This is a genomic window from Dyadobacter jiangsuensis (assembly GCF_003014695.1).
GTDB lineage: Bacteria > Bacteroidota > Bacteroidia > Cytophagales > Spirosomataceae > Dyadobacter > Dyadobacter jiangsuensis.
In genome coordinates, this window is the sequence record NZ_PYAS01000001.1 from 255435 (window position 1) to 278250 (window position 22816).

23 protein-coding genes are annotated in these 22816 nt (G+C 52.3%); 17 read left to right on the forward strand and 6 right to left on the reverse strand.

Features of this window, described 5'->3' with window-relative positions; all coding sequences use genetic code 11:
- Window positions 1-9: 9 nt before the first annotated feature.
- Together CLV60_RS00920 and CLV60_RS00925 are read right to left on the reverse strand one after the other, a co-directional pair.
- Window positions 10-279 (reverse strand): RagB/SusD family nutrient uptake outer membrane protein, encoded by a 270-nt coding sequence (locus CLV60_RS00920; RefSeq protein WP_170118679.1) that lies wholly within the window; start codon window positions 277-279, stop codon window positions 10-12.
- Window positions 230-436, reverse strand: coding sequence for an OsmC family protein (locus CLV60_RS00925; RefSeq protein WP_106593508.1), 207 nt, complete (start codon window positions 434-436; stop codon window positions 230-232). The genes CLV60_RS00920 and CLV60_RS00925 overlap by 50 nt, the downstream gene beginning before the upstream one ends.
- 160 nt (window positions 437-596) lie before the next feature.
- Here CLV60_RS00925 and CLV60_RS00930 point away from each other — a divergent pair, with 160 nt between their 5' ends.
- The 13 genes from CLV60_RS00930 (at window position 597) to CLV60_RS00990 (ending at window position 11735) form a co-directional block, all read left to right on the forward strand.
- Window positions 597-971, forward strand: coding sequence for a hypothetical protein (locus tag CLV60_RS00930; protein WP_106593509.1), 375 nt, complete (start codon window positions 597-599; stop codon window positions 969-971).
- Between the two features lie 290 nt (window positions 972-1261).
- Entirely contained in the window at window positions 1262-1564 is a 303-nt protein-coding gene (gene ureA, locus CLV60_RS00935) for an urease subunit gamma (protein WP_106593510.1), read from the forward strand.
- Between the two features lie 18 nt (window positions 1565-1582).
- Window positions 1583-1951 (forward strand): urease subunit beta, encoded by a 369-nt coding sequence (gene ureB / locus CLV60_RS00940; protein ID WP_106593511.1) that lies wholly within the window; start codon window positions 1583-1585, stop codon window positions 1949-1951.
- Window position 1952: 1 nt separating this feature from the next.
- The gene (gene ureC / locus CLV60_RS00945) at window positions 1953-3674 is read left to right on the forward strand and encodes an urease subunit alpha (protein WP_106593512.1); all 1722 of its coding nucleotides are present in this window, start codon (window positions 1953-1955) and stop codon (window positions 3672-3674) included.
- A 29-nt stretch (window positions 3675-3703) separates the two neighbouring features.
- Window positions 3704-4336: an outer membrane beta-barrel protein gene (locus tag CLV60_RS00950; protein ID WP_106593513.1), complete on the forward strand. Its 633-nt coding sequence runs from the start codon at window positions 3704-3706 to the stop codon at window positions 4334-4336.
- On the forward strand, window positions 4333-4848 hold the full coding sequence (ureE, locus tag CLV60_RS00955; RefSeq protein ID WP_106593514.1) for an urease accessory protein UreE: 516 nt from the start codon (window positions 4333-4335) through the stop codon (window positions 4846-4848). The genes CLV60_RS00950 and ureE overlap by 4 nt, the downstream gene beginning before the upstream one ends.
- Before the next feature lie 5 nt (window positions 4849-4853).
- Window positions 4854-5555 carry an urease accessory protein UreF gene (locus CLV60_RS00960; RefSeq protein ID WP_106593515.1) on the forward strand — a complete coding sequence of 234 codons (702 nt, stop codon included), beginning with the start codon at window positions 4854-4856 and terminating at the stop codon, window positions 5553-5555.
- Between the two features lie 84 nt (window positions 5556-5639).
- The gene (ureG, locus tag CLV60_RS00965) at window positions 5640-6281 is read left to right on the forward strand and encodes an urease accessory protein UreG (protein WP_106593516.1); all 642 of its coding nucleotides are present in this window, start codon (window positions 5640-5642) and stop codon (window positions 6279-6281) included.
- Window positions 6281-7078: an urease accessory protein UreD gene (locus tag CLV60_RS00970; protein WP_211302171.1), complete on the forward strand. Its 798-nt coding sequence runs from the start codon at window positions 6281-6283 to the stop codon at window positions 7076-7078. The genes ureG and CLV60_RS00970 overlap by 1 nt, the downstream gene beginning before the upstream one ends.
- Window positions 7075-7773, forward strand: a complete 699-nt coding sequence (locus CLV60_RS00975) for a hypothetical protein (RefSeq protein ID WP_106593517.1) — start codon at window positions 7075-7077, stop codon at window positions 7771-7773. The genes CLV60_RS00970 and CLV60_RS00975 overlap by 4 nt, the downstream gene beginning before the upstream one ends.
- A gap of 32 nt (window positions 7774-7805) precedes the next feature.
- Complete coding sequence (locus CLV60_RS00980) at window positions 7806-8714, forward strand: urea transporter (RefSeq protein WP_106593518.1); 909 nt, start codon at window positions 7806-7808, stop codon at window positions 8712-8714.
- A 37-nt stretch (window positions 8715-8751) separates the two neighbouring features.
- Complete coding sequence (locus tag CLV60_RS00985; RefSeq protein ID WP_106593519.1) at window positions 8752-10818, forward strand: TonB-dependent receptor; 2067 nt, start codon at window positions 8752-8754, stop codon at window positions 10816-10818.
- Window positions 10819-10850: 32 nt separating this feature from the next.
- Window positions 10851-11735 carry a helix-turn-helix domain-containing protein gene (locus CLV60_RS00990; RefSeq protein WP_106593520.1) on the forward strand — a complete coding sequence of 295 codons (885 nt, stop codon included), beginning with the start codon at window positions 10851-10853 and terminating at the stop codon, window positions 11733-11735.
- Window positions 11736-11976: 241 nt separating this feature from the next.
- Here the strand turns inward: CLV60_RS00990 and CLV60_RS00995 are convergent, their stop codons facing one another.
- Window positions 11977-12630, reverse strand: coding sequence for a hypothetical protein (locus CLV60_RS00995; protein ID WP_106593521.1), 654 nt, complete (start codon window positions 12628-12630; stop codon window positions 11977-11979).
- A gap of 14 nt (window positions 12631-12644) precedes the next feature.
- Window positions 12645-13463 carry an AraC family transcriptional regulator gene (locus tag CLV60_RS01000; RefSeq protein WP_170118680.1) on the reverse strand — a complete coding sequence of 273 codons (819 nt, stop codon included), beginning with the start codon at window positions 13461-13463 and terminating at the stop codon, window positions 12645-12647.
- A gap of 161 nt (window positions 13464-13624) precedes the next feature.
- Between CLV60_RS01000 and CLV60_RS01005 the strand changes: the two genes are divergently transcribed.
- The 3 genes from CLV60_RS01005 to CLV60_RS01015 all read left to right on the forward strand — a co-directional run bounded on the left by CLV60_RS01005 (window position 13625) and on the right by CLV60_RS01015 (window position 19017).
- Complete coding sequence (locus CLV60_RS01005; protein WP_106593523.1) at window positions 13625-14491, forward strand: LytR/AlgR family response regulator transcription factor; 867 nt, start codon at window positions 13625-13627, stop codon at window positions 14489-14491.
- Window positions 14492-14641: 150 nt separating this feature from the next.
- Entirely contained in the window at window positions 14642-16963 is a 2322-nt protein-coding gene (locus tag CLV60_RS01010) for a TonB-dependent receptor (RefSeq protein ID WP_106593524.1), read from the forward strand.
- 179 nt (window positions 16964-17142) lie between these two features.
- A complete protein-coding gene (locus tag CLV60_RS01015; RefSeq protein WP_106593916.1) occupies window positions 17143-19017 on the forward strand; it encodes a heparin lyase I family protein in 1875 nt (624 codons plus the stop codon).
- An 80-nt stretch (window positions 19018-19097) separates the two neighbouring features.
- Here CLV60_RS01015 and CLV60_RS34570 read toward each other — a convergent pair whose 3' ends face one another.
- Window positions 19098-19670, reverse strand: a complete 573-nt coding sequence (locus CLV60_RS34570; RefSeq protein WP_106593525.1) for a PhnA domain-containing protein — start codon at window positions 19668-19670, stop codon at window positions 19098-19100.
- An 85-nt stretch (window positions 19671-19755) separates the two neighbouring features.
- On the reverse strand, window positions 19756-20088 hold the full coding sequence (locus tag CLV60_RS01025) for an ArsR/SmtB family transcription factor (RefSeq protein ID WP_106593917.1): 333 nt from the start codon (window positions 20086-20088) through the stop codon (window positions 19756-19758).
- Between the two features lie 217 nt (window positions 20089-20305).
- On the opposite strand from CLV60_RS01025, the gene CLV60_RS01030 reads away from it, so the two are divergent.
- The gene (locus CLV60_RS01030; protein WP_106593526.1) at window positions 20306-22717 is read left to right on the forward strand and encodes an ABC transporter permease; all 2412 of its coding nucleotides are present in this window, start codon (window positions 20306-20308) and stop codon (window positions 22715-22717) included.
- Window positions 22718-22816: the final 99 nt, after the last annotated feature.

A 22816-nucleotide genomic window follows, 5' to 3' on the forward strand; every position in this document is an offset into this window, starting at 1 on the left:
GGTGTACTTTTATTCCCAGGCGGGATTTTGTTTCAGGTTTTTGGCATTGTCAATGGCTGTTTGCGGAACGGGCCATTGGTAGTCTTTGGCAGCGTCGAACCGGCGTGTGTGGATGATCCGCAATGGTAATACACCCGGCACTTCGATACTGACTACTTCTTTGTTCAATACTTTTTCGGCTGTTTTCCAGCGGAGAATGTCAAAATGGCTAAGCCCTTCCCCGGCCATGTCAGCGGCAAAGCTCGCTCGCTCTCCCGTGTAATGCGATGGCCTTTTCAATCATTTCCGGCCGGGCCACTGTTACCGCCGGGTTAAGTGTCACTTGCGTAAAATGTCCGCCGCCATCCGACGTTTCGATCATCTCACCGGTCGCAATATCCGTATAACCGGTGACCACAACGCCACCGACCACGCAAAGGTGCAGGTAGGAGAGCATATGGCGCCACTGGTGTTGCTACCCTGAAACGCGCTTGCTCAGGTTCAAGGAACGGATTTTCCAGATTTGTGCAAAGAATGTCCAGATTATTGAAAACCGGTGGATGCAGGAATATCTACATTTATCATCCGAAAGATGATGTAATTTCTGCCGGCACCCCATGAGCTGCATTCGAATCCTATTTGGTATACTCCTTGTCATTCTGACGACAACCGGGACCCGGAGTCTGGGACATCCCGCCGTTGCGCCGGTAGCGGATTCGAACGACTGCCCGACCGTCGGGAAATCTCCGGATAAGGACAACTACCACCAGGAGGCGGCCATGCTCGAAGTGCAGGAGAATACCTCTTCCGTCTCCAAAGAGAAAAAGGATAGCCAGGATTTCAGCGAGCTGGCAGGTTTTTTCAGCAGGTACCTGTCCTTCGTTTTGCATGCGACTGACGATCCGGGTGTTTCCATTGTTGCTCCCCGGCCGGTTCTTGCCCGGACTCTTCCCCGGTACATTCTGTATCGGTCCCTGATCATTCCTTTCTGATTACTTCCGGGTACGCGCCGTGTGCGTTTCGCATTCGGTACAAGTACTGTTCCCGAACGGGTGAGTGGCCGCATTGTGCCGGTCTGGTTTTGAACTGCCCGTTCAGCTTTCGTATATCCATGTAAGTTCGCATTTTTTTTCCTTGTCCGGCCGGTTGGCTTCGGTTCAGGAAATCCTTTTGCCCAATGGTTTCATGTGCGGGATCGCAAGCGCATGTGCCAGCGGGCGCGGGGAGCGGCGTCCTTTCAGGCAATGAATGTCTACCTATTAATACAAAATAGAATATCCATATGCATTTAACACCCAGAGAAACAGAGAAGCTGCTGCTGCACCTGGCAGGTGAGGTAGCGCTCAAACGCAAGGCGCGGGGCGTGAAGCTCAATTACCCCGAAACAATCGCGCTCATCAGCAGTTTCGTCATGGAGGGCGCCCGCGACGGGCGTACCGTGGCGGACCTCATGCAAGCGGGAGCGGCCGTGCTCACCCGCGACGACGTGATGCCCGGCGTGCCTGAGATGATACACGATATTCAGATCGAGGCCACGTTTCCGGATGGTACCAAGCTGGTGACCGTTCATGAGCCTATTCGTTAACCCTTAAACCTGACAAGCATGATACCAGGAGAGTTTTTGATCAAAAAGGGCGATATAATCTGCAACGAAGGCCGCCCGACTGCCACTGTGAAAGTAACCAATACCGGCGACCGCCCCATTCAGATCGGGTCACATTTCCACTTTTTCGAGGTGAATAAAGCGATGTCTTTCAACCGGGATGCGGCATTCGGTATGCGGTTGAATATCGCTGCTGGGACCGCGGTGCGCTTTGAACCGGGCGAAGAAAAGACGGTGGAGCTGGTGGCGCTCGGCGGTGCACGCCGCGTAATCGGCATCAATAATCTGGTCAATGGCGATACCACTTTGGAGCTTAACAAGAAGCTCGCATTGCAAAAAGCCGGTTTGTTAGACTTCAAAATTCAGTAAAATGAGCCTTAAAATAAGCAGAGAAAAATATGCGAACCTGCTCGGCCCGACGGCCGGGGACAAAGTTCGCCTCGGTGACACCGAACTGATCATTGAAATTGAAAAAGACTACGCCGTATATGGCGACGAGGTGAAATTCGGCGGAGGTAAAACCGTACGCGACGGGATGGGCCAGTCGGCGACCGCATTGCGCAGCCAGGGCGTGCTCGACCTTTGCATTACCGGGGCGATCATCATCGATCACTGGGGCATTGTGAAGGCGGATATCGGGATCAAGGACGGTAAAATTGTAGGGATAGGTAAAGCGGGTAATCCCGATATTATGGACGGCGTACACCCTGACCTGATCATCGGCGCCTCTACCGAGGTGCACGGCGGTAACGGCTACATCGTTACGGCGGGAGGGATCGATACGCACATTCACTTTATCAGCCCGCAGCAGATCGAAACGGCGCTGTACAACGGTATTACGACGATGATCGGCGGCGGAACCGGCCCGAACGACGGTACCAATGCCACCACCGTGACGCCAGGGAAATGGAATATCCAGAAAATGCTCGAAGCCGCAGACGATTACCCGATGAACCTCGGTTTTTTCGGGAAAGGTAATTCGGCCTCGCTGGAAGCGTTGGAAGAGCAGATCGAAGCTGGTGCATTGGGTTTGAAAATCCATGAAGACTGGGGTGCGACGCCGGCCGTAATCGACGCGTCGCTCACGATCGCCGACAAGCTGGATGTGCAAGTGGCGATTCACACGGATACCCTCAATGAAGCCGGCTTCCTCGAAGATACGATGAACGCGATCAACGGCCGGGTAATCCATACTTTCCATACCGAAGGTGCGGGCGGGGGCCACGCGCCCGACATTATCAAGGCGGCCATGTATCCCAACGTACTGCCTGCTTCGACCAACCCGACGCGCCCCTACACGAAAAACACCATCGACGAACACCTGGATATGCTCATGGTATGCCACCATTTGAGTAAGAACATCCCGGAAGACGTGGCATTTGCGGATTCTCGCATTCGTCCGGAAACCATTGCTGCCGAGGATATTCTGCACGATATCGGCGTGTTCAGCATCATGAGCTCCGATTCGCAGGCAATGGGCCGGGTAGGAGAGGTGGTAACCCGCACCTGGCAGACGGCCAGCAAAATGCGTGAGCAGCGCGGCGAGCTGGAAGAGGATAATGGGCACGAAAACGACAACTTCCGGGTGAAGCGGTACGTCGCCAAATACACGATCAACCCGGCCATTGCGCATGGAATTTCGCAATATGTAGGGTCGGTCGAACCGGGCAAAATCGCCGATCTGGTGATCTGGAAGCCCGCATTGTTTGGGGCAAAACCGGAAATGATCGTGAAAGGCGGCTTTGTGATCGCCAGCAAAATGGGCGACCCGAATGCCTCCATCCCTACGCCGCAGCCGGTGATTTACCGCAACATGTTCGGGGCGCATGGCAAGGCAAGGTTGGCTACCTGTGTGAATTTCGTGTCGCAGATTTCGCTCGATAATGGTGCAGTGCAGTCGTACGGGCTGGGTAAAACGTCGCTGCCGGTGATCGGCTGCCGGAATGTTTCCAAAAAGAACCTGATCCACAACGACAAAACGCCGGTCATTGAAGTCAATCCCGAGAATTACAAGGTAACCGTGGATGGTGTGCACGTGACTTGCGAGCCGGCCGAAAAGCTGCCGTTGGCCCAGTTGTACTTCCTTTTTTAATCGCACCCTCCATCAAAAAAATCTGCAAGATGATTCGCTTAAAAACCCTGACGGTTTTGATGACGGGCTTGCTGTGCCATTTGGCGGCGGTAAACCTTTCGGCGCAACGGTTGAGCGCTACCGATAACGGGCCCAAGGGCCAGTTTATGCTGTACGGTTCGCTGGATTATTCCAAAACGAATGGTCCCGGCTACCACAACAGTTCATTCAGCACGAGCCCCGGCGCGGGCATTCCCCTGGGGCTCGGGTATTTTATCAATAATAACGACCTGATCGGCGTCAATTTCGCATTTTCGAGTGAAAAGCAGTCGGCGACCGACTACCGCATGAAGCAGCGTGAGGCCGGGATCTGGTACAGTCCTTCGATGATGATCGGCGAGCATTTCCTGCTGATTGCGCAGGTGGATGCACATTATGTATGGGGCGAGCAGGGAATCCGCACGCAGGAGAAGTTTAATGGCTACCGTTTGCGGGCCTACCCGATGCTCGGTGTGCTTCTTGGCAGGGGATGGGCATTGAAATTCAAATTCGGGGAGCTTTCCAACCTGATGACGAAGCCGAAGGGCGGCGCTTCCACCAACAATTTCACGGCAGGACTAAGTGGCGCCACATTCGGTACGGGCATTTCCAAAAATTTCCATTTCAAAAAGAAAAAATCATGACGATTATCAATGCTATTCTGGGGAATCTGGCGACCTGGCCGAACGAAGGACAGGTGGTTGATCTCCTTGAAATAGAATGGTTTGAGAGTGCCAAAAAAATCCACAGAAGGTTCACGAACGGTGGCGTCGAAATCGCGATCAGGTTCACACGCGAAGGCCAGCGCCTGCGGCAGAACGATGTCGTATATGCAGACGCCGCGCGAATCGTGGCGGTACATATCCGGCCTTGCGAGGCCATTGTGATCTCGCCTGCGACCATGCTGGAAATGGGGACGGTATGCTACGAAATCGGCAACAAGCATATGCCGCTTTTCATCGACGACGACCAGGTGCTGATGCCTTTTGAGGAGCCGATGTTCCGGTGGCTGCAGGCAAGTGGATACAAACCCGAAAAGCAGGTGCGGCAGCTGCTCAACTGGTTGAAATCCAATGTGGAGCCCCACGGGCACGGAGGTGCGGAGCAATCGCTTTTTTCGAAAATTATTAACCTGGCCTCGTCCGTTTCCAAATAGGTAATATGCAAAAGGAAAGCCCCAATTCATTCCTCGCCGCATTGCTGCATTTGTCGGACCCGACGCTGCCGATTGGCGGATATGTGCATTCCAATGGCCTGGAAACCTATGTGCAGCAGGATATTGTGCATTCCACGGCCACGGCGCGGGAGTTTGTGACGAACATGCTCACGTACAATGTAAAGTACAACGATGCCTCCTTCGTACGCCTCGCGTATGAGGCTGCTGCTGCGGCGGATACCGGCGCATTGGCGGAGCTGGATCAGGAATGCAGCGCATTGAAAAGCCCGAGGGAAATCCGCGAAGCGAGCCAGAAGCTGGGCGTGCGGCTGTTGAAGATTTTCCAGCGGAAAAGATGCTCCGCCCTGGCCGATGCATTCGACCGGCAGATCAAGGAAAAGGAGGCGGAAGGCCATTACTGTATTGCATTCGGTCTGTTTGCCCAGCAACTCGGCATTCCCCTGCATGATGCGCTGCTGGCATTCTACTACAATGCCGCGGCCGGGCTCATTACCAATGCCGTAAAGCTGGTGCCGCTCGGGCAGCTCGACGGGCAGGACCTCATGCTCGACCTGCAACCGGTTTTTTACCAGCTGGCGGAAGAAACGCTGCTGGTGGACAGGGAGCTGGTAGGGCTGTGCAATATCGCTTTCGATATCCGCTGCATGCAGCATGAGCGGCTGTATTCGAGGTTGTATATGTCTTAAATCAAGTAAAAAGAAGAGCTGGACAGCTCCCCGCCCGGGTACCCGTTTACAGGCGAAAAATTATTTCAAAAAGGAAAATTAACAATGAAGAACGAGAGAGAATATGTGAAAATAGGTGTGGCGGGACCCGTGGGTTCGGGGAAAACCGCGCTGCTGGAATGCCTGTCGCGCAGGATGATGAACGACTATAACCTGGCCGTGATCACCAACGACATTTATACCAAGGAAGATGCCGAGTTTATGGCAAAAAACAGCTTGCTGCCGCGCGAAAGGATCATCGGCGTGGAAACCGGCGGGTGCCCGCATACGGCCATCCGTGAGGACGCCAGTATGAACCTGGAAGCCGTGGACGAGCTCGTAAACCGCTTTCCCGATATTGAAATTATCCTCATCGAAAGCGGCGGCGATAACCTTTCGGCCACATTCAGCCCCGATCTGGCCGACGTGACCATTTTCGTGATCGACGTCGCGGAAGGTGAGAAAATACCACGCAAGGGCGGGCCGGGCATTACGCGCTCCGACCTGCTGCTGATCAACAAAATAGACCTGGCCCCTTACGTGGGCGCGAGCCTGGAAGTGATGGAGCAGGACGCGCGCCGCATGCGCAAGGGACAGCCGTTCATTTTTTCGAACCTGCGCTCGGGCGAGGGCGTCGACAGCATTATCGACTGGATCAGGAAGTATGCGCTGCTGGAAACAATTGAAGAACCCAACCTCGTCAGATAGTGGATTGTAAACTGAGTATTACCGCCGGGGCCAGGGATGGGAAGTCGTACATGAAAGATGTGTTCGTGTCGGCGCCATTTCGCGTGGTTCCGGTGGGCCAGACGAAATCGGATGGCGCGGCTTATCTGATGGTGATGAGTTCATCGCCCGGCATTCTGGACGGCGACCATTATGATTTGAATATCCAGGTCGAGCAAAATGCGCGCCTGCAATTGCAGTCGCAATCGTACCAGCGGCTGTTTAACATGGAACGCGGCGCTTCGCAACTGATGCAGGTGAACCTGGCCGACGGCGCTGCATTCTCCTACGTTCCGCATCCGGTGGTGCCGCACGAAAATTCGACGTTCAAGAGTGTTACGAAAGTGGCGCTCGGCGATGCATGCGAGTTCCTGATGAGCGAGATCATTACCTGCGGACGGAAGTACCACGGGGAGGTTTTTAAATACAGCCATTTCCAGAACCTGATCGAGGTAAGGCATCGGCAGAAGCTGATACTGAAAGACAATGTGCTGCTGTTGCCAGAGCTGATGCCGCTGGCGGCCATCGGCCTGCTCGAAGGCTTCACGCACCAGGGAACTTTGATTTATGTAAATACCGGGAACCAGCCCGTGGACGAGCTGATCGAATGCATTTATGAAATGATGCAGGGGGAACAGGAGGTGCAATTTGGCATTTCTAAAATCCGGCACGACGGCTTTGTGCTGCGATGCCTGGGGCACGGAGGTGAGCAGTTGTACGACCGTTTTCAAAGAATCCAAAATCTGATCTGGGAAGAAAGTAAAGTTAGTCTCGCATGAATTCAACCCTCATTGTGCTGGCCCTGACGGCCGCATCTATCAGCATTATCCACACAGCCGCGGGGCCGGACCATTACCTGCCCTTCATCGTGCTGTCGCGCTCCCGCAAATGGACGATGGGCCGGACGGTATTGCTGACGATCGTCTGCGGTTTCGCCCACATTTTCAGCTCGGTACTGCTGGGTTTGGCAGGCGTGTACCTGGGCTGGCATTTGAATAAAATTTCCTGGTTTCAGGATATCCGCGGGGATCTTTCAGGTTGGGCGCTACTGCTGTTCGGCGTGGGCTACCTGCTTTTCGGCCTGCGCCACGCGTACCTCAACCGCCCGCATAAGCATTTCGACGTGATGAGCGACGAGGTGTACGTGTATGAACACCGGCACGGGGAGGCGGTAATGCCTGGTAACCGCGTGAAGGTGACGCCGCTCGTGCTGTTCGTCATTTTTGTGATGGGACCCAGCGAGCCGCTGGTGCCGCTGCTGTTCTTTTCTGGTACCAACCGCTCCATGGCCGAAGTGGCGGTGCTGATCGGCGTTTTCACGGCTTGTACGGTGCTTACCATGCTCTTCATGGTGCTGCTGGGCTGCTATGGCTACGGTTTTCTCCGCACCGAGCGGCTGGAACGCTACATCCATGTCGTGAGCGGTGTCGCGATCACGTTCTGCGCGACGGGGATGGTGTTTTTGGGATGGTGAGTTAAAAGGATTTTCAAACAATATTCAACAAAATGGATTTAATCGAAAAAAGAGCCCCCTTTATCTCGGAAACCCTCAAAGGCGTCGGGCAGATTATGTTGCAGGAGAATATCTGGACGGGCCTGCTGTTCCTGGCGGGTATCTTTTATGATGATATTACGATGGGCGTGGCCGCTATCCTGGCCGCTGTTGTCGGTACGGTTACCGCCCGTGTTTTGAAGTACGACCCGGCGCAAATCAGCATGGGATTGTATGGTTTCAGCGCGACATTGGTGGGCGTTGCGCTGACGTTCCACTTCCGCGCGGAGCCGGTCGTATGGGTGATGATCATCGTGGGTTCGGCGGCAGCGGCAGTCATACAGCACTTCTTTATCGAGCGGAAAATCCCGGTTTTTACCTTACCCTTCATTCTGGTGACCTGGGTGCTCGTGTTTTGCCTGCACCATTTTACGAGCATACCGGCGCCGGTTGCATTGGTCGAAACGAGCATGTTCAGCAATGAGGTGAATGATTTTACGACTTCTACCAACGGTTTCGGCGAGGTGATTTTCCAGGGAAGTTTTCTGGCCGGGGTGATCTTTATGGTCGCTGTTTTTATCTCCAATCCCGTGGCGGCATTGTACGGCCTGGCGGGGTCCATTCTGGGCGCCTGGATTGCCCTGCTGTTCGCGGAGCCTATCACACAGGTACATATCGGGCTGTTCAGTTTCAATGCGGTGCTGTGCTCCATTGTTTTTGCAGGCGTGAAGCGTAAGGACGGGCTGCTCGCATTCATCGCCTGTGCATTGGCGGTATTGATCGACATCTACCTCCTGAAAGCGGATTGGGACATCCTCACCAAGGCAGGAGGCGTACTCACATTCCCTTTTGTGCTGGGCACCTGGCTCACATTGCCGATCAGGCGACTTTTTTACCAGTTCAGTAACGAAAACGAGGGATAGGAGCAGGACCAGAGGGCATCAACAAATTTTTATTTAAATGAATGACATGAATTGCCGGTTTTGGCCGGGCGTGCTGGTGGGCCTTTTCTTAATGGCAGGCACAGCGCACGCCGATACCAAAATCGATAGTACGCGGGTTACCGCGAATGAAAACGGGCATTTGAGCGATTCGACGGCGATGCTGCTGTCGGCAGTGGTCGTGACGGCCAAATCGCCCGAGGATCACATCATGAAGATCGACCTGAACAGGATCCCGCTCAACACCACACAGGATTTGTTACGCAAAGTCCCGGGCCTGTTCATCGCGCAGCATGCCGGTGGCGGGAAGGCCGAGCAGATTTTCCTCCGTGGATTCGATAATGACCACGGAACGGATATCAGCATCTCGACCGACGGAATGCCGGTCAACATCGTCTCGCACGCTCATGGGCAAGGCTATTCCGACCTGCATTTCCTGATTCCCGAGACGGTGGAGAATATCAGTTTCGGGAAAGGTAGTTACTATGCCGGGAAAGGCGATTTCAACACCTCCGGCTACGTGGATTTTCACACTTACGACCGTTTGAAAAACAATATGGTCAGGGTGGAACGCGGCAGTTTCAATACGCTGAGGGCGGTGGGTTTGTTTAATGTGGTCAATACGGAGAGGAGTAATGCGTATGTGGCGGCGGAATACAATTTTACCGACGGGCCATTTGATGTCAAACAAAACCTCAACCGGCTGAACCTGTTCGGCAAGGTCGGCAGTAGAATCAGTGAGCAGGACAGCATTAGCATAACCGGCTCAACATTTACTTCTAACTGGAATGGCTCGGGGCAGATTCCGGTCCGTGCCGTTTCGGATATCGGGAGGTTTGGTTCGGTGGATATGACGGAGGGCGGGCATACCTCGCGCACGAACCTGATCCTGAACTGGAACCACCGGATTAATGATCACTCGGGCTGGCAAAATACATTCTACTATGCCAAATACGATTTCGAGCTCTTCTCCGATTTTACATTCTACCTCGTGCATCCCGACGCTGGCGATGAAATACAGCAAACCGACAACCGGGACATTTACGGCACCAACTTTCAGTACCACCATCATATCGATTTCGCCAACAGTACCTTGCAGTTCTCGGCCGGGACAGGCTTCCGCTATGATAATATCCATGAACTGGGGCTGAGCTACGTCACCCAGCGCGAAACGCTCAACGAGCGCCTAGCCTGGGGTACCGCCTCGGAGACGAACCTGAATGCATTCGCGTCGGCATCCTGGCTGGTCGGCCGGTGGAATTTGAACCCCGGTTTGCGATTCGATTGGTTCAATTTCAGTTATTACGACAAGCTCATTCCGCAAAAAGGCCAGCAGGGCGCCCAGGCGGCACGTGTGAGCCCGAAGCTTAATGTTTTTTACAATGTGAATCCGACGATGCAGGTCTTCATCAAATCCGGGCTGGGCTTTCATTCGAACGACGTGCGTGCGGTGGTGGCGCAGAACGGGAAAGAAATCCTGCCCTACTCGGTGGGGGCCGACCTGGGGACGATCTGGACGCCGGCGCCGGGGTTCATATTTATCCCCACGCTTTGGTATAGCTTCTTGCAGAATGAATACATTTGGAACGGAGACAGCTATGGTACCTCGGCCATTGGAAGTACCCGCAGGTTGGGGGTAGACCTGACGTTCCGGTACCAGCCGTTTCATTGGTTGTATCTGGATTCCGACGTAAACCTGGCCAGGCCGCGCCTGACGGGCGAGGAGCGGGGCAACGATTACGTCGACCTGGCGCCAACCATGACGAGTACCGGGGGCATTGCGTTTACGTTTAATAATGGGTTTACTGCCAATTTGAGATACAGGTATATGCACGACAGGCCCGCGACGCAGGATAAAAGCATCATTGCCAACGGCTATTTTGTGAATGACCTCATCATGAGCTACCAAAAGAAGGCGATGGTGCTGAGCTTTCAGATCCAGAACCTGTTCGATACGAAATGGAACGAGGCGATGTTTGCGGCAACGACACGCCTGAAAGGAGAACCGGCCGGCGGATACGACCAGCTGACATTCACACCGGGGACTCCGTTTTTTTTGAAGGCGGGTGTTGCATTCAGGTTTTAATCAATGAGGAACGATCCACTATCTGCGGAGCTATGAGCGATACGATCAAGATGCTGTCAAACTTTGAGTACAAAAGTTTGTTCCTGCCGGGGTTATCGGAAAAGATCTATTTCAACAATTCGAAACTGCAATTGTACCGGATAGAAAACTATCTGCGGAACATATTGATCCCGGTCCTTCCATACCGTACCACTTTCAATTTTATCATTTTCGTGACCAACGGAAGGATTAAGCAGCAGCTGGAAATCTCTGAATATGAGATCAGTCCGGGCTCCGTGTTGTTGATCAAGCAAGGCAGCATTACCCGCACGCTCGAAATTTCGGAAGACACGGAAGGCTTCTTTATCGTATTCGAGAACGAGCTGCTGGAAAACATATCCCTCGACAAAAGTACCGACTACCATTTCTTCAAAACATCGCCCTATGCGATGCTGTCCAAGCCGACGGAGAACTGGATGTCGCATTTGCTCCGGCTGCTCGAACTGGAATTGGGCTCCAACGACAATATCGAAATCAGCGGACTGTTATTGAAGGCTGCACTAATGAAAATGCGGCCCGACCAATCTTTGGAAGAAGCGTCTATCAAAAGGACTTTTTATATCACCCTGCAATTCAAAGATCTTGTGCAGCGATACCATCAGACGGAAAAGAAAGTATTGTTTTACGCCAACAAGCTTTCTATTTCAGAAAATTACCTTTGCAAATGCATTAAGGAAACCACCGGCAAACCGCCCAAACAGTGGATCGGGGAGCTGAGTATATTGCATAGCCAGATCCTGCTTCAGGACATTAGCAAGGATATTTCCAGCATCGCTTTCGAGCTCAATTTTCAATCGACCTCCTATTTCACGCGGCAGTTCAAGCAGTTTACCGGCATGTCGCCGACGCAGTTTCGGAAACGGGCGACTAAGTTCTGACGGGCGGGCGCGAGCCGTAACTTTGACGCTCGACGGCTCACACAAGTTCCGGATCATTTGTTTGGGCGCTTCGGGGCCCTTGGTATAGGCACACACCGACCATATAGCCGCGGAAACGGCCAGGCAAGTAAGTTTCATGGCAAACAGATAGTTAGAATTAAAACAGGGCCAGGTGATGTTCTCCTGACCCTGCAAATTTGCAGCGCGGGATTTTAGCAGTATTTGGTAAAAACCAAGATTTTCAAACCGGGGCCATTGACTCCTGTTGCACATCCATTGTTTTGTTCACATAAACGGCCATGCGGAAATAAGCGGCGCCCCACAGGGTGTTAGCCAGGAACTGGATCGCTACGCCGGGGACGGGGATCAGCGCAAAACCCAGAAATGCCAGCCATCCGGTCCATTTCGGTAGTTTTCCACTCTTTTGGATGGCGAGTGCCATGCAGAACAAACCTGCCATGGTACAAATCAGCGAGACTCCGAAAAGACCGGCTAATGCGCCTTCCATGGTCGCGTAAGAAATCGCATTCGGCGCCCCGGCCAGAAACAGATGTCCTGCGGCGGGAAACAGAAAGTACGCGACGGCAAACACGCCAATTCCCAGCATCTGGTGCGTGAGGGTAAGGAGCAATCCTGCAAAAGCCCATTTTTCAGCCCTCGATTTTTGCAGGTAAAGATATAGCCCGACGGTCCCGATCATTTCCAGGAATACACCCAGAAATCCCCGCCCCGCCCACCACAGGTATGCGATGGAGGTGGTTAGTTTGGCAAATGCCGCTGGCTCCGCATTGGCCTTGAAAATGACATTTTCCTGCTCGATCAGCAAGTCGCCGAACGCAAAAACAAGCCCTGCTATCCCCAGGCAATGCAGGGATACTACTATTCTCTTTTTCATGTACGTATTATTATTTATTCGATGGGTAAATACCAGTTGATAAACAGGTTGTCGGGATTCCGGTAGTCGGGCATGGTGTCGAATTTAAAGTACGACACGCCATGACGGTGCTGTATATTCGTTTGCAGCGCCAGCGTGTTATTCACTTCCGAACTTACGGTTTCATAGTCGCGCACGTGGGAGCAAAAGTCATATCTTACATACCGGCCATCCAGGATTCTTGTTTCGAGGAAAGGGTCCTCCGGAAGTTCAAAGCCGATCGGGACGATGGCAGCATCATAACGCGAGTCGCGGCTGCCCGTCAAATGGGGGCATTCATGGAGAATGGCATAATGGTGGAAATCCCCCGGCGATTTGTCGATCGACCTGATGTATTCGGAAACGTCCCTCCATATCGCGAATATGCCTTCCGAGAAATAGTCGCCCCGCGATGCGAAAACCCGCGCTGTTTGAGGTGACCCGCTATTGATAATGCCTTTTGCGGATATGTACTTAAAAGTCTGCACGGGAAAAGCCTGCTGGTGTTGCTTCGATTTCCGGTATTGAAGCGGCGATACTTCGTACAGCTTTTTAAATGCCCTTCCGAAAGAGCTGTCGTCTTCGAAGCCGATCAAATACTTAATCTCATGAACCGGCAACTGCGTCAAAGCCAGGAAATAGGCGGCGGTATGCAGACGCTGCTCCTGAATATACCTGCCGAGACTTTTACCCAACCCGGCGCTCAGTTTTTTCTGAAGGTAGAAGGGTGAGTAGCCGGTCACGTCGGCTAATGTCTCCAGAGTGATTTTGCTGTCTAAATGGCTGTTGATATATAGCAGAACTTCGCTGGTCATTTCTTTCACGTTTACAGCACAAATGTACGCGGCCTGATTTACAAAAAATGTGCAGTTCTTGCGGTCGCTTCCAAAGGCTATGGGCAAAACCAGGCACGAACAGCCCCGGTTGGATGTGATTATCGTGTGCGGCCAATATATTTGCATCCGGTTATCCCCCAATGAGTGTTCGCGCGATGATTGCTAAGTATGTCGATTGGATAGATCAAAAGTATCCGCAAAACTACCTGATCCAAAAACCGGTGATCGGCTCTGTGCTGCTATCCTTCTATTGCCTGCTGTTTCTGATTATTTACAGGCCGTTTGACCTGAGCGCGAAAGGGGAAATGAGTTTTGAGGCGACGATGGCGCTTTACACCGTGGCGATGATTCCGGTGCATATGCTGCTGATTTATGGATTGAGAAAAATGTGGTTTTTCTCCAACCGGGATCAATGGAGCATCCGAAAAGAAATTCTGGCGATTTTACTGATCCTGACTGGCCTCGGTATTTTCGTGTTCGCCTTTGGTTTTTGGGTTGAGGGGCCGTTGAACCGGTTGAACTTCGCCACGTTGATGGATTCCTGCAAGATTGTATTTCTGACATGCGCAATCCTGTACGGTATGCTGACATTGATTAACCTGCGGTATCTGGAGAGCGGACAGATACCCGTTACCGTTAGCGGTGATTCCGTTGAGGAAACGGTACACATTCAATCCCGTTTGAAAAGTGAGGCTTTTACGTTGCCATTGTCCGACCTGCTCTATATCGAGTCGGAAGGGAACTATGTTGTCTTTCATTTATTCCAAAATGGCTCGGTCCGTAAAGAAATCATCCGGAACTCCATCAGCGACGTGGAGCAGATGCTCGCGGGCTTTCCGTTCATCGTCCGGACCCACCGGGCGTTTATGGTCAATATTAAAAAAGTGAGCAAGCGGACGGGAAATTCAGCGGGATACCGTTTGCAGCTGGAAGGAGCTGGCGACCTGATCCCGGTTTCCCGGAGTAACGTCGAAAATTTCGACCGAATGTATTGGGCGATGCGCTGATCATTCATCCCAAATTGTTGCTATTCGTCCCAAGAGCGGCTGTCTGATCGTCGTTGACGTCATATTCTTGCCAAGTATCCCTCCGGATTGTCTTCCACGGAGGCCTTGCTTCCCTTTGCAGCCAGTTATCAATCAACACCTGATAAAAGGATGCAAAAGTGTTTTACTCCCCGGATATTTTTAGTGCCTGTTTGTACATTGTTTTTACTGCTGTCCGTCCGCGACGTCCGTGCCCAGCAGCATGCCGCAGGATCGGTGAAGGGTATTTTAATGGAAAACGGCACTCGGCTCCCGGCTCCGTTCGTGAATGTGGGGTTGTATGCCAGAGCGGATTCCACGCTGCTGGGAGGTACCCAAAGCGACGATCACGGGCGTTTCGAACTGACGGGAATTGCGGAAGGAAAATACATGCTGCGATTCACCTCCGTAAGTTATGCAGCTAAAACCAATGCGATTGAATTGGCGGAGTCGCAGACGATCGATCTGGATACGGTACTGTTGTCGGATATTTTCCAGGCATTAACGGAAGTGACCATCCGCGGCGAACGCGAAAAAGCAAAAACCGGGCTGTCCGGAACGACCTTCCAGGTGAGCGCCCGAATGAAGGAAGTTGCCGTCAGCGGAATGGACCTGCTCAAACAAGTCCCGGGCATTAGCATTGACCTGGCGCAGAACCTCAGCCTGGAAGGAAGTACGAAGGTGATCATCCTGGTAAACGGTATGGAGCGGGACGTTAAATACCTGAGCCAGCTACCGGCAGCGGATATCGATCAAGTTGAGGTAATGTCCAATCCGCCGGCCAGGTATGATGCTAGTGCAGCTCGGGTGATCAATGTCGTCCTGAAAAAGGACCGCAGCGCGGGATGGTCGGCAAACGTGAATATGGAAGCTCCGACTGTGAAGAAACAGATCTATACCTTCCCATCGGCCAGGCTGAGCTATGGGCGCGGGAAGATGGACGCTTTCGTTTCATACAGCGGGTCGATGGGCTATTTCGATATCGTCGAACAAAGCCGGAAAGAAGCTTCGGCGTCCGACCTTAGAACCAGTATTTCATCTTCCAGGAATGAAAGGCAAAAGAACTGGTCGCACCGGTTCAGTTATGGCCTGGACTACGCGTTCGACAAACGGAACCTGATTGCCTTTTACGGAAATTTCAATCCCTACTCGCAGGAACTGGATGGGTGGGTACAGGCGCGCTACGACGGCCGCACGACCGCGAAATGGGATTATTTCAAAGAAGACACGGACAGGAATCTTGGAAGTTTCCACTCATTGTTTTACAAGGGCGCTCCGGGTAGGCGCGAGGGAAGCGAGCTCACCGCCGACGGGAGTTTCTATCACTTGCGGGCAAAAAATCAGAGCGTATTCACCGACCTGGTTACGGGCGCAACGCAGGCCAATCTGGTGCGTCCGAGGCAGAACACATTCAACCTGAGAGTCGACTACGCGGTGCCCCTTTCGAAGGCAGTCAGGTTAGCAACCGGTTTTCAATTGAAATCCAACCATTTTGCCGACAAAAACCAAAGCAGCTTTCGGTACGAGGGGGCCAGCCAGGCCTTGTATGGAGGTGTCCGGTTTTCGAAGCAGAAGGTCTCCTCGGAAGTTTCGTTAAGGATGGAGCGGGCGGTATTAGGAATCATCGGTGGCGATGCCCGGGCATTTATGACCTTTCTGCCCAACTCGGCCTTTCAATACCAGCCGAGGGAGGGCGCCAGTTTCAAAGCCAACTATCAAAAGACGCTGGAATACCCCGGGCTGTTTCAGCTGAATCCTTTTCAAATGCTGGAAGATCCCAACAGCTACCGAAGCGGAAATCCGGATCTCAGGCCCACTAACGTTACGAATGCGGGCGTGGAATACAGCCGGTCCCTGGGTAAGAATTTTATAGGTTTTCGTATCTTTTGGAATAACAGGAAAGGGGCTATTAACGATTTTACCTGGCTGGGCGAGGACGGGTTATTGCTCACCCGGTTTTTCAACCTGGGGTCCATACAGCAGATTGGCGGCCAATTCACAGGTACATGCTCCATCGGCAAGGCGGTCCAGCTGCAAAGCTATATGAAACTGTTCAGGGCCTTTGCCGGTGCAGACGGCGCCGTCGCCGGGCAGATATTGGAAAGCCGGCAGAAAACGTCCTATGAACTGGCCCTGTCCGCAAGTGCAAACCTGCCGTATCATTTGACGCTGGCTGCCCAGTTTACTTATAATAGCCCGGCCATTGATATGCAGAAAACGACTTTCGCCGATCCCCTGTATTTCATATCGCTTCAAAAGAGCTTTGCAAAGGCTTTCAGGGCTGGTTTGACATTCGCATTGCCGTTCGGAAGGACATTTACTTACCAGGGAGAGGAAATCCGCACGCAGTCGCTTTCGGGCGATGCAGAAGACCATCCAACTGACAACGCTTCCGGTTTTCCTAAAAGCATCCTATGCATTCAGCAAAGGCGGCCAACGCAGGCAGGTGAATGAAAATAATGCCGATGCCGGCGTGCGGCAGCGCAAGGGGTTTTAAGTGGTTGGTAATGGATGCAGTAATGGACACTTTGTAATTTTCGAATGAAATTGGCTCAAAATAGGGGTTATTGCAGTATTAGAAATATATTGTGTTTTCCCCGGAGCCTGCTGGCCCCGCCTTTATTTTTTCTCCTATGCTTATTAAAAAATCAAGAATCCTCCTCACGTCGTCGATGCTGCTGTGGGCCAATGCATTGCTGGCACAGACCGGTACAGCCAGTGAGCCGGTACGTTACATCGGTGGTGAAATTGCAAACCCTTCCGTGCAGGACGGAGCGCTGCGCTACGCGATAGGCGTGGAAAACCGCCAGACCTTGCGTGCCAACCGTACCCATCCCGAAGAAGCCGACGGTTACGGCTGGACGTACAATCATGCTTCAAACCTTGCTTACTGGAACGGGCAGTTTTACCAGCATTACCTGAGCGGCCCCGTAGATGAGCACGTCGCGCCGGTGCAAACTTTGCTGATGACTTCCAGGGACGGCCGTCGCTGGAATAAGCCGGTGGTCATCTTTCCGCCTTACAAGGCGCCCGACGGTGTGAAAATTCCGGAAGGTTATACCGGTTATATGATGCACCAGCGCATGGGTTTTCATGTAGCGAAAGATGGTCGTTTACTGGTGTTGGGCTTTTACGGGCACACCGAGCACCCGTTCAAGGAGGGCGGCATTGGCAGGGTAGTGCGTGAAGTGTACAAGAATGGTACTTTCGGGCCTATATATTTTATCCGTTATACAAGCCACGGGGATTGGAATGAGAGCAATACTTCTTATCCGTTCTACAAAAAATCACCCGACGCCGGATTCGTGGCTGCCTGTGACGAATTGTTAGCCGATAAGCTGAAAACGCTGCAATGGTGGGATGAGGATCGGGGAAAGGACGGTTTCTATTCCTTCAAGGACGAGACCGACAACAGCAAGATTGAAGCGCCGTCGTATTACCACCGGGCCGACGGAAAGGTGGTAGCGCTCTGGAAGTTTTCATACGCAAGCCTGTCCGACGATGAAGGGAAGTCGTGGTCGAAAGCCGTGAAGGTACCGACTTTGCTCATGCCGGGAGGTAAAAACTGGGGCCAAAAAACCAGGGACGGGCGCTACGCGATGAGCTTTAACCCGATTGCCACCCAGGAATACCGCTTTCCGCTGATCGTGATGACCAGCAGCGACGGCATTATTTACAACGATATGTCACTGGTACATTCGGAAGTGCCCGAGCGGCGGTTTTACGGGCGCTGGAAAGATTTCGGGCCTTGCTATGTGCGGGGAATCGTGGAGGGGGACGGTACTCCGCCGGGCAACGACATGTGGTTGACTTACACTGTCAACAAGGAGGATGCCTGGGTATCGCGCGTGCCTGTACCTGTCAGAACAACGGTGACAGGGCCGGTGAATGACAATTTTGACGCAATGGAAGTAAACGGCGCAGTGAAGGACTGGAATATTTATGCCCCGAAATGGGCGCCGGTTGAGATTGCTGCATTTCCGTCGGCTTCCAATAAAAGCCTGGAACTTACCGATACCGACAAATATGACTATGCCCGTGCGATCCGCGTTTTTCAGCAGGGCAGCGAGGCGACGCTGGCATTCAAGGTTTTGGCGAAGCAGAACAGCGCCGGGCTTCTGGATGTGGAGCTCAACGACCGGTACGGTAACCGGCCCGTACGCCTGCGCTTTGATGCCGATGGCGTGCTGAAAGCCTGGAACGGTAGCGAGGAAAAGGTGATTGCACCTTACACGCCTGGCAAATGGTACCAGTTCAAACTCGTGGTGAATGCTTCGGTGAAAGGTACTTTTGATCTCTATGTGGATGGACGCAAAGTTCTCACGCAGGCTCAGCTATCCGAGGCGGTTACCTCGGTAGAACGCATTTCGTTCCGGACAGGCCCTTATCGCAACGTCCCCAACCGCACGACGCCGAATCAGCAGCAGGCGCCGCCATTGTCGGGCGCCGACGAGAAAGAGGCTCCGGCAACGTTTTATGTCGATGATGTGCAGGTCAATTCCAAATAATAGAAACGCTTTCCAAGGAGCTGGAAATAGCGATTTAAGACTCAGGTCATGGGGCCAACATTTCGTTGGCCCCATGACTATCAAGCCTGCTTGCGGAGGTACTTGGTCAGGATCACGATCAGTTGACCATCTATCTTGCCTTCAATTTGTTCGGTATTGTCTTCCACAACCCGGATGTTCTTCACAACCGTACCCATTCTTGCGTTGAGCGAGCTGCCTTTTACATCCAATGTGCGGGTAAGCACAACCGTGTCCCCGTTTTTCAGGACATTACCGTTGCTGTCGCGGTGGACGGCCAGATCTGCGGCTCCTTCATGGTCGGAACTTGCCTGCGCCCATGCCAGCATGTCCTCGTCCAGGTACAGCATATCCAGGTTGTCGGCAGCCCAGGTTTCATTTTTGAGACGGCTTAGCATACGCCAGGCAACAATCTGAACCGCAGGTACTTCACTCCACATGGTTTCGGACAGAAAGCCCCAGTAATCGCTGTCCATTTCCTGCTCTCTGTCTATTTGTGAGCGGCAATTCTGGCATACGACGATCTCATTGTCGGCGTAACCGACGACCGGCGGGATCTGGTAAACGGAGATCTGCTGATCGGATTTACATAGTTCGCATGCGTTGCCGCTTCTTTTTTCAAGTTTCAAATTCATATGGTGGTCAAAATTATTTTCTTAATGGCTGCATGCCCGGAGTGACATGCCGATTATCGCGGTGTTCTCGCTCAGGTTAATTTGATCATTCCTCCGACGGAGCCAGTTCTTTCAGCATTTCCTCCGACTGCCGCAGCTGGCGCACGTAGATGTTTTTGGCCAGGTCAAGAAACTGGTAGATCTCCCGGTCGGGTACATCGTAGTAAATGGTGGTTCTTTCGCGGCGGCTGCTTACAAACTTCATGACGCGTAATTTGGCCAGGTGCTGCGACAGGATCGATTGATCGGCCTGAATCACAGCCTGCAATTCCGTTACCGAAAGCGGGCCATCCCTGAGCGCATCCAGTATTGCGAGCCGGACCGAATGCCCTAACGTCTTGAAAAACTCGGCTTTGTAGAGATGGAGCGGGCTGTTCATTGGTTTTGTTATATTAGAATATTCAAATATATATGATTTTGTCCGATATCGCTGCCATTTGGAGACTGCCGGGTAAATGCTCAGTTCGTATACCGGCAAATAGGAGTAAGTTGTAACCGGCGTGAAAATGAGCGACTCCGCACTGGGAATTTGCATTTGAGATTCTATCTTTAGCGTTCAAGCCTCTTTCATTACCGAACCAGAAACCCTGTTAGCCATGTTTTCACACTACCTGAAAATCGCTTTCCGCCATATTCAGCGGCATTATGTGATTAGTTTCGTCAACATCGGTGGGCTGGCGATCGGCCTCACGGCCACATTGCTGGTTGCCGCCTACGTGGCTAATGAGTATAGCCACGACCGTTTTCATGCTAAGGGCGACCGGATTGTTAAAGTAGAATTCAATCATAATGAGGGCGACAAGTCGTATTCCATACCGTGGCTTTCGTATGGTTTCGGGCAGGCAATGAAGGACCAATGCGCCGAGGTGGAACAGTTTGGAAGGATATCGGACCAGAGCTTTTATAGTCGGCTCGTGCAGAGTGATAGCAAGCACAAATACTATGAAACCGGCTTCGTGGCCGCCGACAACAACTTCCTGCAAATGTTCTCCTTTGAATTTGTCAAAGGGGATAAAAAAACAGCCTTGACCAGACCCAATACGGTTCTGCTGACCGAAAGCATGGCTGCCAAGTATTTTGGCGACCAGGATCCCATCGGGGAAACGATCACCTACGACAAAACACAGGTTTTCGAAGTAGTAGGTGTTTTGAAGGATCTGCCCTATAATTCCACCATCAAATTTGATTTTTTGAGCGATCTGATCTCGTTCCGCACTCGTGACATACAAGAAAGAGTAGGGAATACCGCCGATAGCACGGTGAAAGATCAGAACAGCTATGTTGGAGCAATGGGGAAATACCATACCTATTTGCTGCTCCGTCCCGACGCTTCGCAGGAGGCGGTAGCCCGGAAAATTCCCTCGCTGCTTTCTTCGTCGTCGAAAATAAAAGATGGCAAAGACAGCTACGACATTTTCCCGCTTTTCGATATGTATTTTGAAAGAGATAACAAGCCGGCGAAGCAAAAGGCAATGGTCTTTTCGTTCATCGGGTTGCTGATCCTTTCGCTGGCCTTGTGCAATTATGTGAACCTTACAACCGCCTCATCATCCAGCCGGGCAGGGGAGGTTTCAGTCAGGAAAGTGGTAGGAGGGCAAAGGATGGCTTTGATATGGCAGTTTTACCTCGAATCGGCCATTTATGTGACCATTGCATTTGCATTGGCAGTAGGGCTGTTTTGGGGTTTGAAAGATTACCTCTACCGGTCGCTCGAATTGCCGGTGGATGCTTCCTTCCTGAAAAACCCCTGGTTCCTTTTTTCTCTGGCGGGCTTCTATGTTGCAAGCATCCTGCTTTCCGGCGGTTATCCCGCGGTGCTGCTTTCGCGGCTGGCTCCGGGCCAGATTTTCCGGGGAGCGTACGGAACCATGGGCGGCGCGGCGCGGGCACGCAGGGTTTTTACCGTTTTTCAATTCACGGTATCGATCGCGCTTATTATTGGTTCTATTTTGATTACCAGGCAAATGGAGCTTTTTCAGTACAAAAATCTGGGCATTAACAGGGACAGAATTGTGACCGTATTCCTGGATCATGAAGATGGGTTGTCCAAACATTACCGGGAAATCCGGCAGAGCGTGGAAAACATCGCAGGCGTGGAATCGGTCACTTCTTCCACGCTACTGATGTATTATCCCCTGGGCAACAGATGGGAGTTGAAAAAGTTGAATAGTGATAAAACGGTCTATGTTAATTATTTCTCGGTAGATCAACAGTTTGTGGAGACGATGCAGGTCAAATGGGTTGCCGGGCCCAGGGCAAAGTTGGGTGAAGGTAAGGGGACGAGTGTTGTGCTGAATGAAACGGCGGCGAAGGAGTTGGGGATCGACATCGCGAACTATAACCGGACATTGAATGTAGGCGCGAGTACCCACAGGGATTTAGTAGGTATTGTCAAAGATTTTCACTTCAGTACGCTCACGGAAAAGATCGGCCCGATGGGATTGGAAATCGGTAGCGACAGCAGTTTTAATGACTACCTGTACATCAAGCTGGCCAAAAATGCGGATGCGAAAAGCACCCTGGCATCCGTCGGGAAAATCTATAACCAGTTCAACACAAACCGACCTTTTGAATATGCATTCCTGGACGACACCTACAACAAAATGTACAAAAACGAGCAAAAAACCGGCCGGATTGTCTACTGGTTTACCGGTGTGGCCATTGTCATAGCCTGCTTGGGATTGTTCGGGCTGACCATCTTTGCGGCCGAGCAGCGCAGGAAGGAGATCGGCATCCGGAAAGTACTCGGCGCGACGGTTTTGAATATTGTAACCATGCTTTCCACAGACTTTTTGAAACTGGTGCTCATTTCCGTTTTACTGGCTTCGCCGCTCGCTTACCTGGCAATGCAGCGCTGGCTGGAAGATTTCGCTTACCATATCCCGATCAGCTGGTGGGTATTTGTCCTGGCCGGGGCGGCAGGGTTGTGTGTGGCTGTTCTAACGATCAGTTTTCAGGGTTTCAAGGCAGCGGCGGCGAATCCTGTTAAGTCGCTGAAAACGAATTGATGGTAATCTGCCCGAATGCATTTGTTGTACGAATTTTCTGCAACGACCCTGATTTACTGATGAGGTTAGGATAAGTACCAGCTATATTGCGCCGACTTT

What these genes read in the sequence shown, in the direction of transcription:
- CLV60_RS00930 (WP_106593509.1), top strand. Translation starts at nt 597, where the DNA reads ATGAGCTGCATTCGAATCCTATTTGGTATACTCCTTGTCATTCTGACG.
- CLV60_RS00925 (WP_106593508.1), bottom strand. Translation starts at nt 436, where the DNA reads ATGCTCTCCTACCTGCACCTTTGCGTGGTCGGTGGCGTTGTGGTCACC.
- ureE (WP_106593514.1), top strand. Translation starts at nt 4,333, where the DNA reads ATGACGATTATCAATGCTATTCTGGGGAATCTGGCGACCTGGCCGAAC.
- CLV60_RS00950 (WP_106593513.1), top strand. Translation starts at nt 3,704, where the DNA reads ATGATTCGCTTAAAAACCCTGACGGTTTTGATGACGGGCTTGCTGTGC.
- CLV60_RS01010 (WP_106593524.1), top strand. Translation starts at nt 14,642, where the DNA reads ATGCAAAAGTGTTTTACTCCCCGGATATTTTTAGTGCCTGTTTGTACA.
- CLV60_RS34570 (WP_106593525.1), bottom strand. Translation starts at nt 19,670, where the DNA reads ATGAATTTGAAACTTGAAAAAAGAAGCGGCAACGCATGCGAACTATGT.
- CLV60_RS01015 (WP_106593916.1), top strand. Translation starts at nt 17,143, where the DNA reads ATGCTTATTAAAAAATCAAGAATCCTCCTCACGTCGTCGATGCTGCTG.
- ureA (WP_106593510.1), top strand. Translation starts at nt 1,262, where the DNA reads ATGCATTTAACACCCAGAGAAACAGAGAAGCTGCTGCTGCACCTGGCA.
- ureB (WP_106593511.1), top strand. Translation starts at nt 1,583, where the DNA reads ATGATACCAGGAGAGTTTTTGATCAAAAAGGGCGATATAATCTGCAAC.
- CLV60_RS01000 (WP_170118680.1), bottom strand. Translation starts at nt 13,463, where the DNA reads ATGACCAGCGAAGTTCTGCTATATATCAACAGCCATTTAGACAGCAAA.
- CLV60_RS00995 (WP_106593521.1), bottom strand. Translation starts at nt 12,630, where the DNA reads ATGAAAAAGAGAATAGTAGTATCCCTGCATTGCCTGGGGATAGCAGGG.
- CLV60_RS01030 (WP_106593526.1), top strand. Translation starts at nt 20,306, where the DNA reads ATGTTTTCACACTACCTGAAAATCGCTTTCCGCCATATTCAGCGGCAT.
- CLV60_RS01005 (WP_106593523.1), top strand. Translation starts at nt 13,625, where the DNA reads ATGAGTGTTCGCGCGATGATTGCTAAGTATGTCGATTGGATAGATCAA.
- CLV60_RS00960 (WP_106593515.1), top strand. Translation starts at nt 4,854, where the DNA reads ATGCAAAAGGAAAGCCCCAATTCATTCCTCGCCGCATTGCTGCATTTG.
- CLV60_RS00975 (WP_106593517.1), top strand. Translation starts at nt 7,075, where the DNA reads ATGAATTCAACCCTCATTGTGCTGGCCCTGACGGCCGCATCTATCAGC.
- CLV60_RS00980 (WP_106593518.1), top strand. Translation starts at nt 7,806, where the DNA reads ATGGATTTAATCGAAAAAAGAGCCCCCTTTATCTCGGAAACCCTCAAA.
- ureC (WP_106593512.1), top strand. Translation starts at nt 1,953, where the DNA reads ATGAGCCTTAAAATAAGCAGAGAAAAATATGCGAACCTGCTCGGCCCG.
- CLV60_RS00985 (WP_106593519.1), top strand. Translation starts at nt 8,752, where the DNA reads ATGAATGACATGAATTGCCGGTTTTGGCCGGGCGTGCTGGTGGGCCTT.
- ureG (WP_106593516.1), top strand. Translation starts at nt 5,640, where the DNA reads ATGAAGAACGAGAGAGAATATGTGAAAATAGGTGTGGCGGGACCCGTG.
- CLV60_RS00990 (WP_106593520.1), top strand. Translation starts at nt 10,851, where the DNA reads ATGAGCGATACGATCAAGATGCTGTCAAACTTTGAGTACAAAAGTTTG.
- CLV60_RS01025 (WP_106593917.1), bottom strand. Translation starts at nt 20,088, where the DNA reads ATGAACAGCCCGCTCCATCTCTACAAAGCCGAGTTTTTCAAGACGTTA.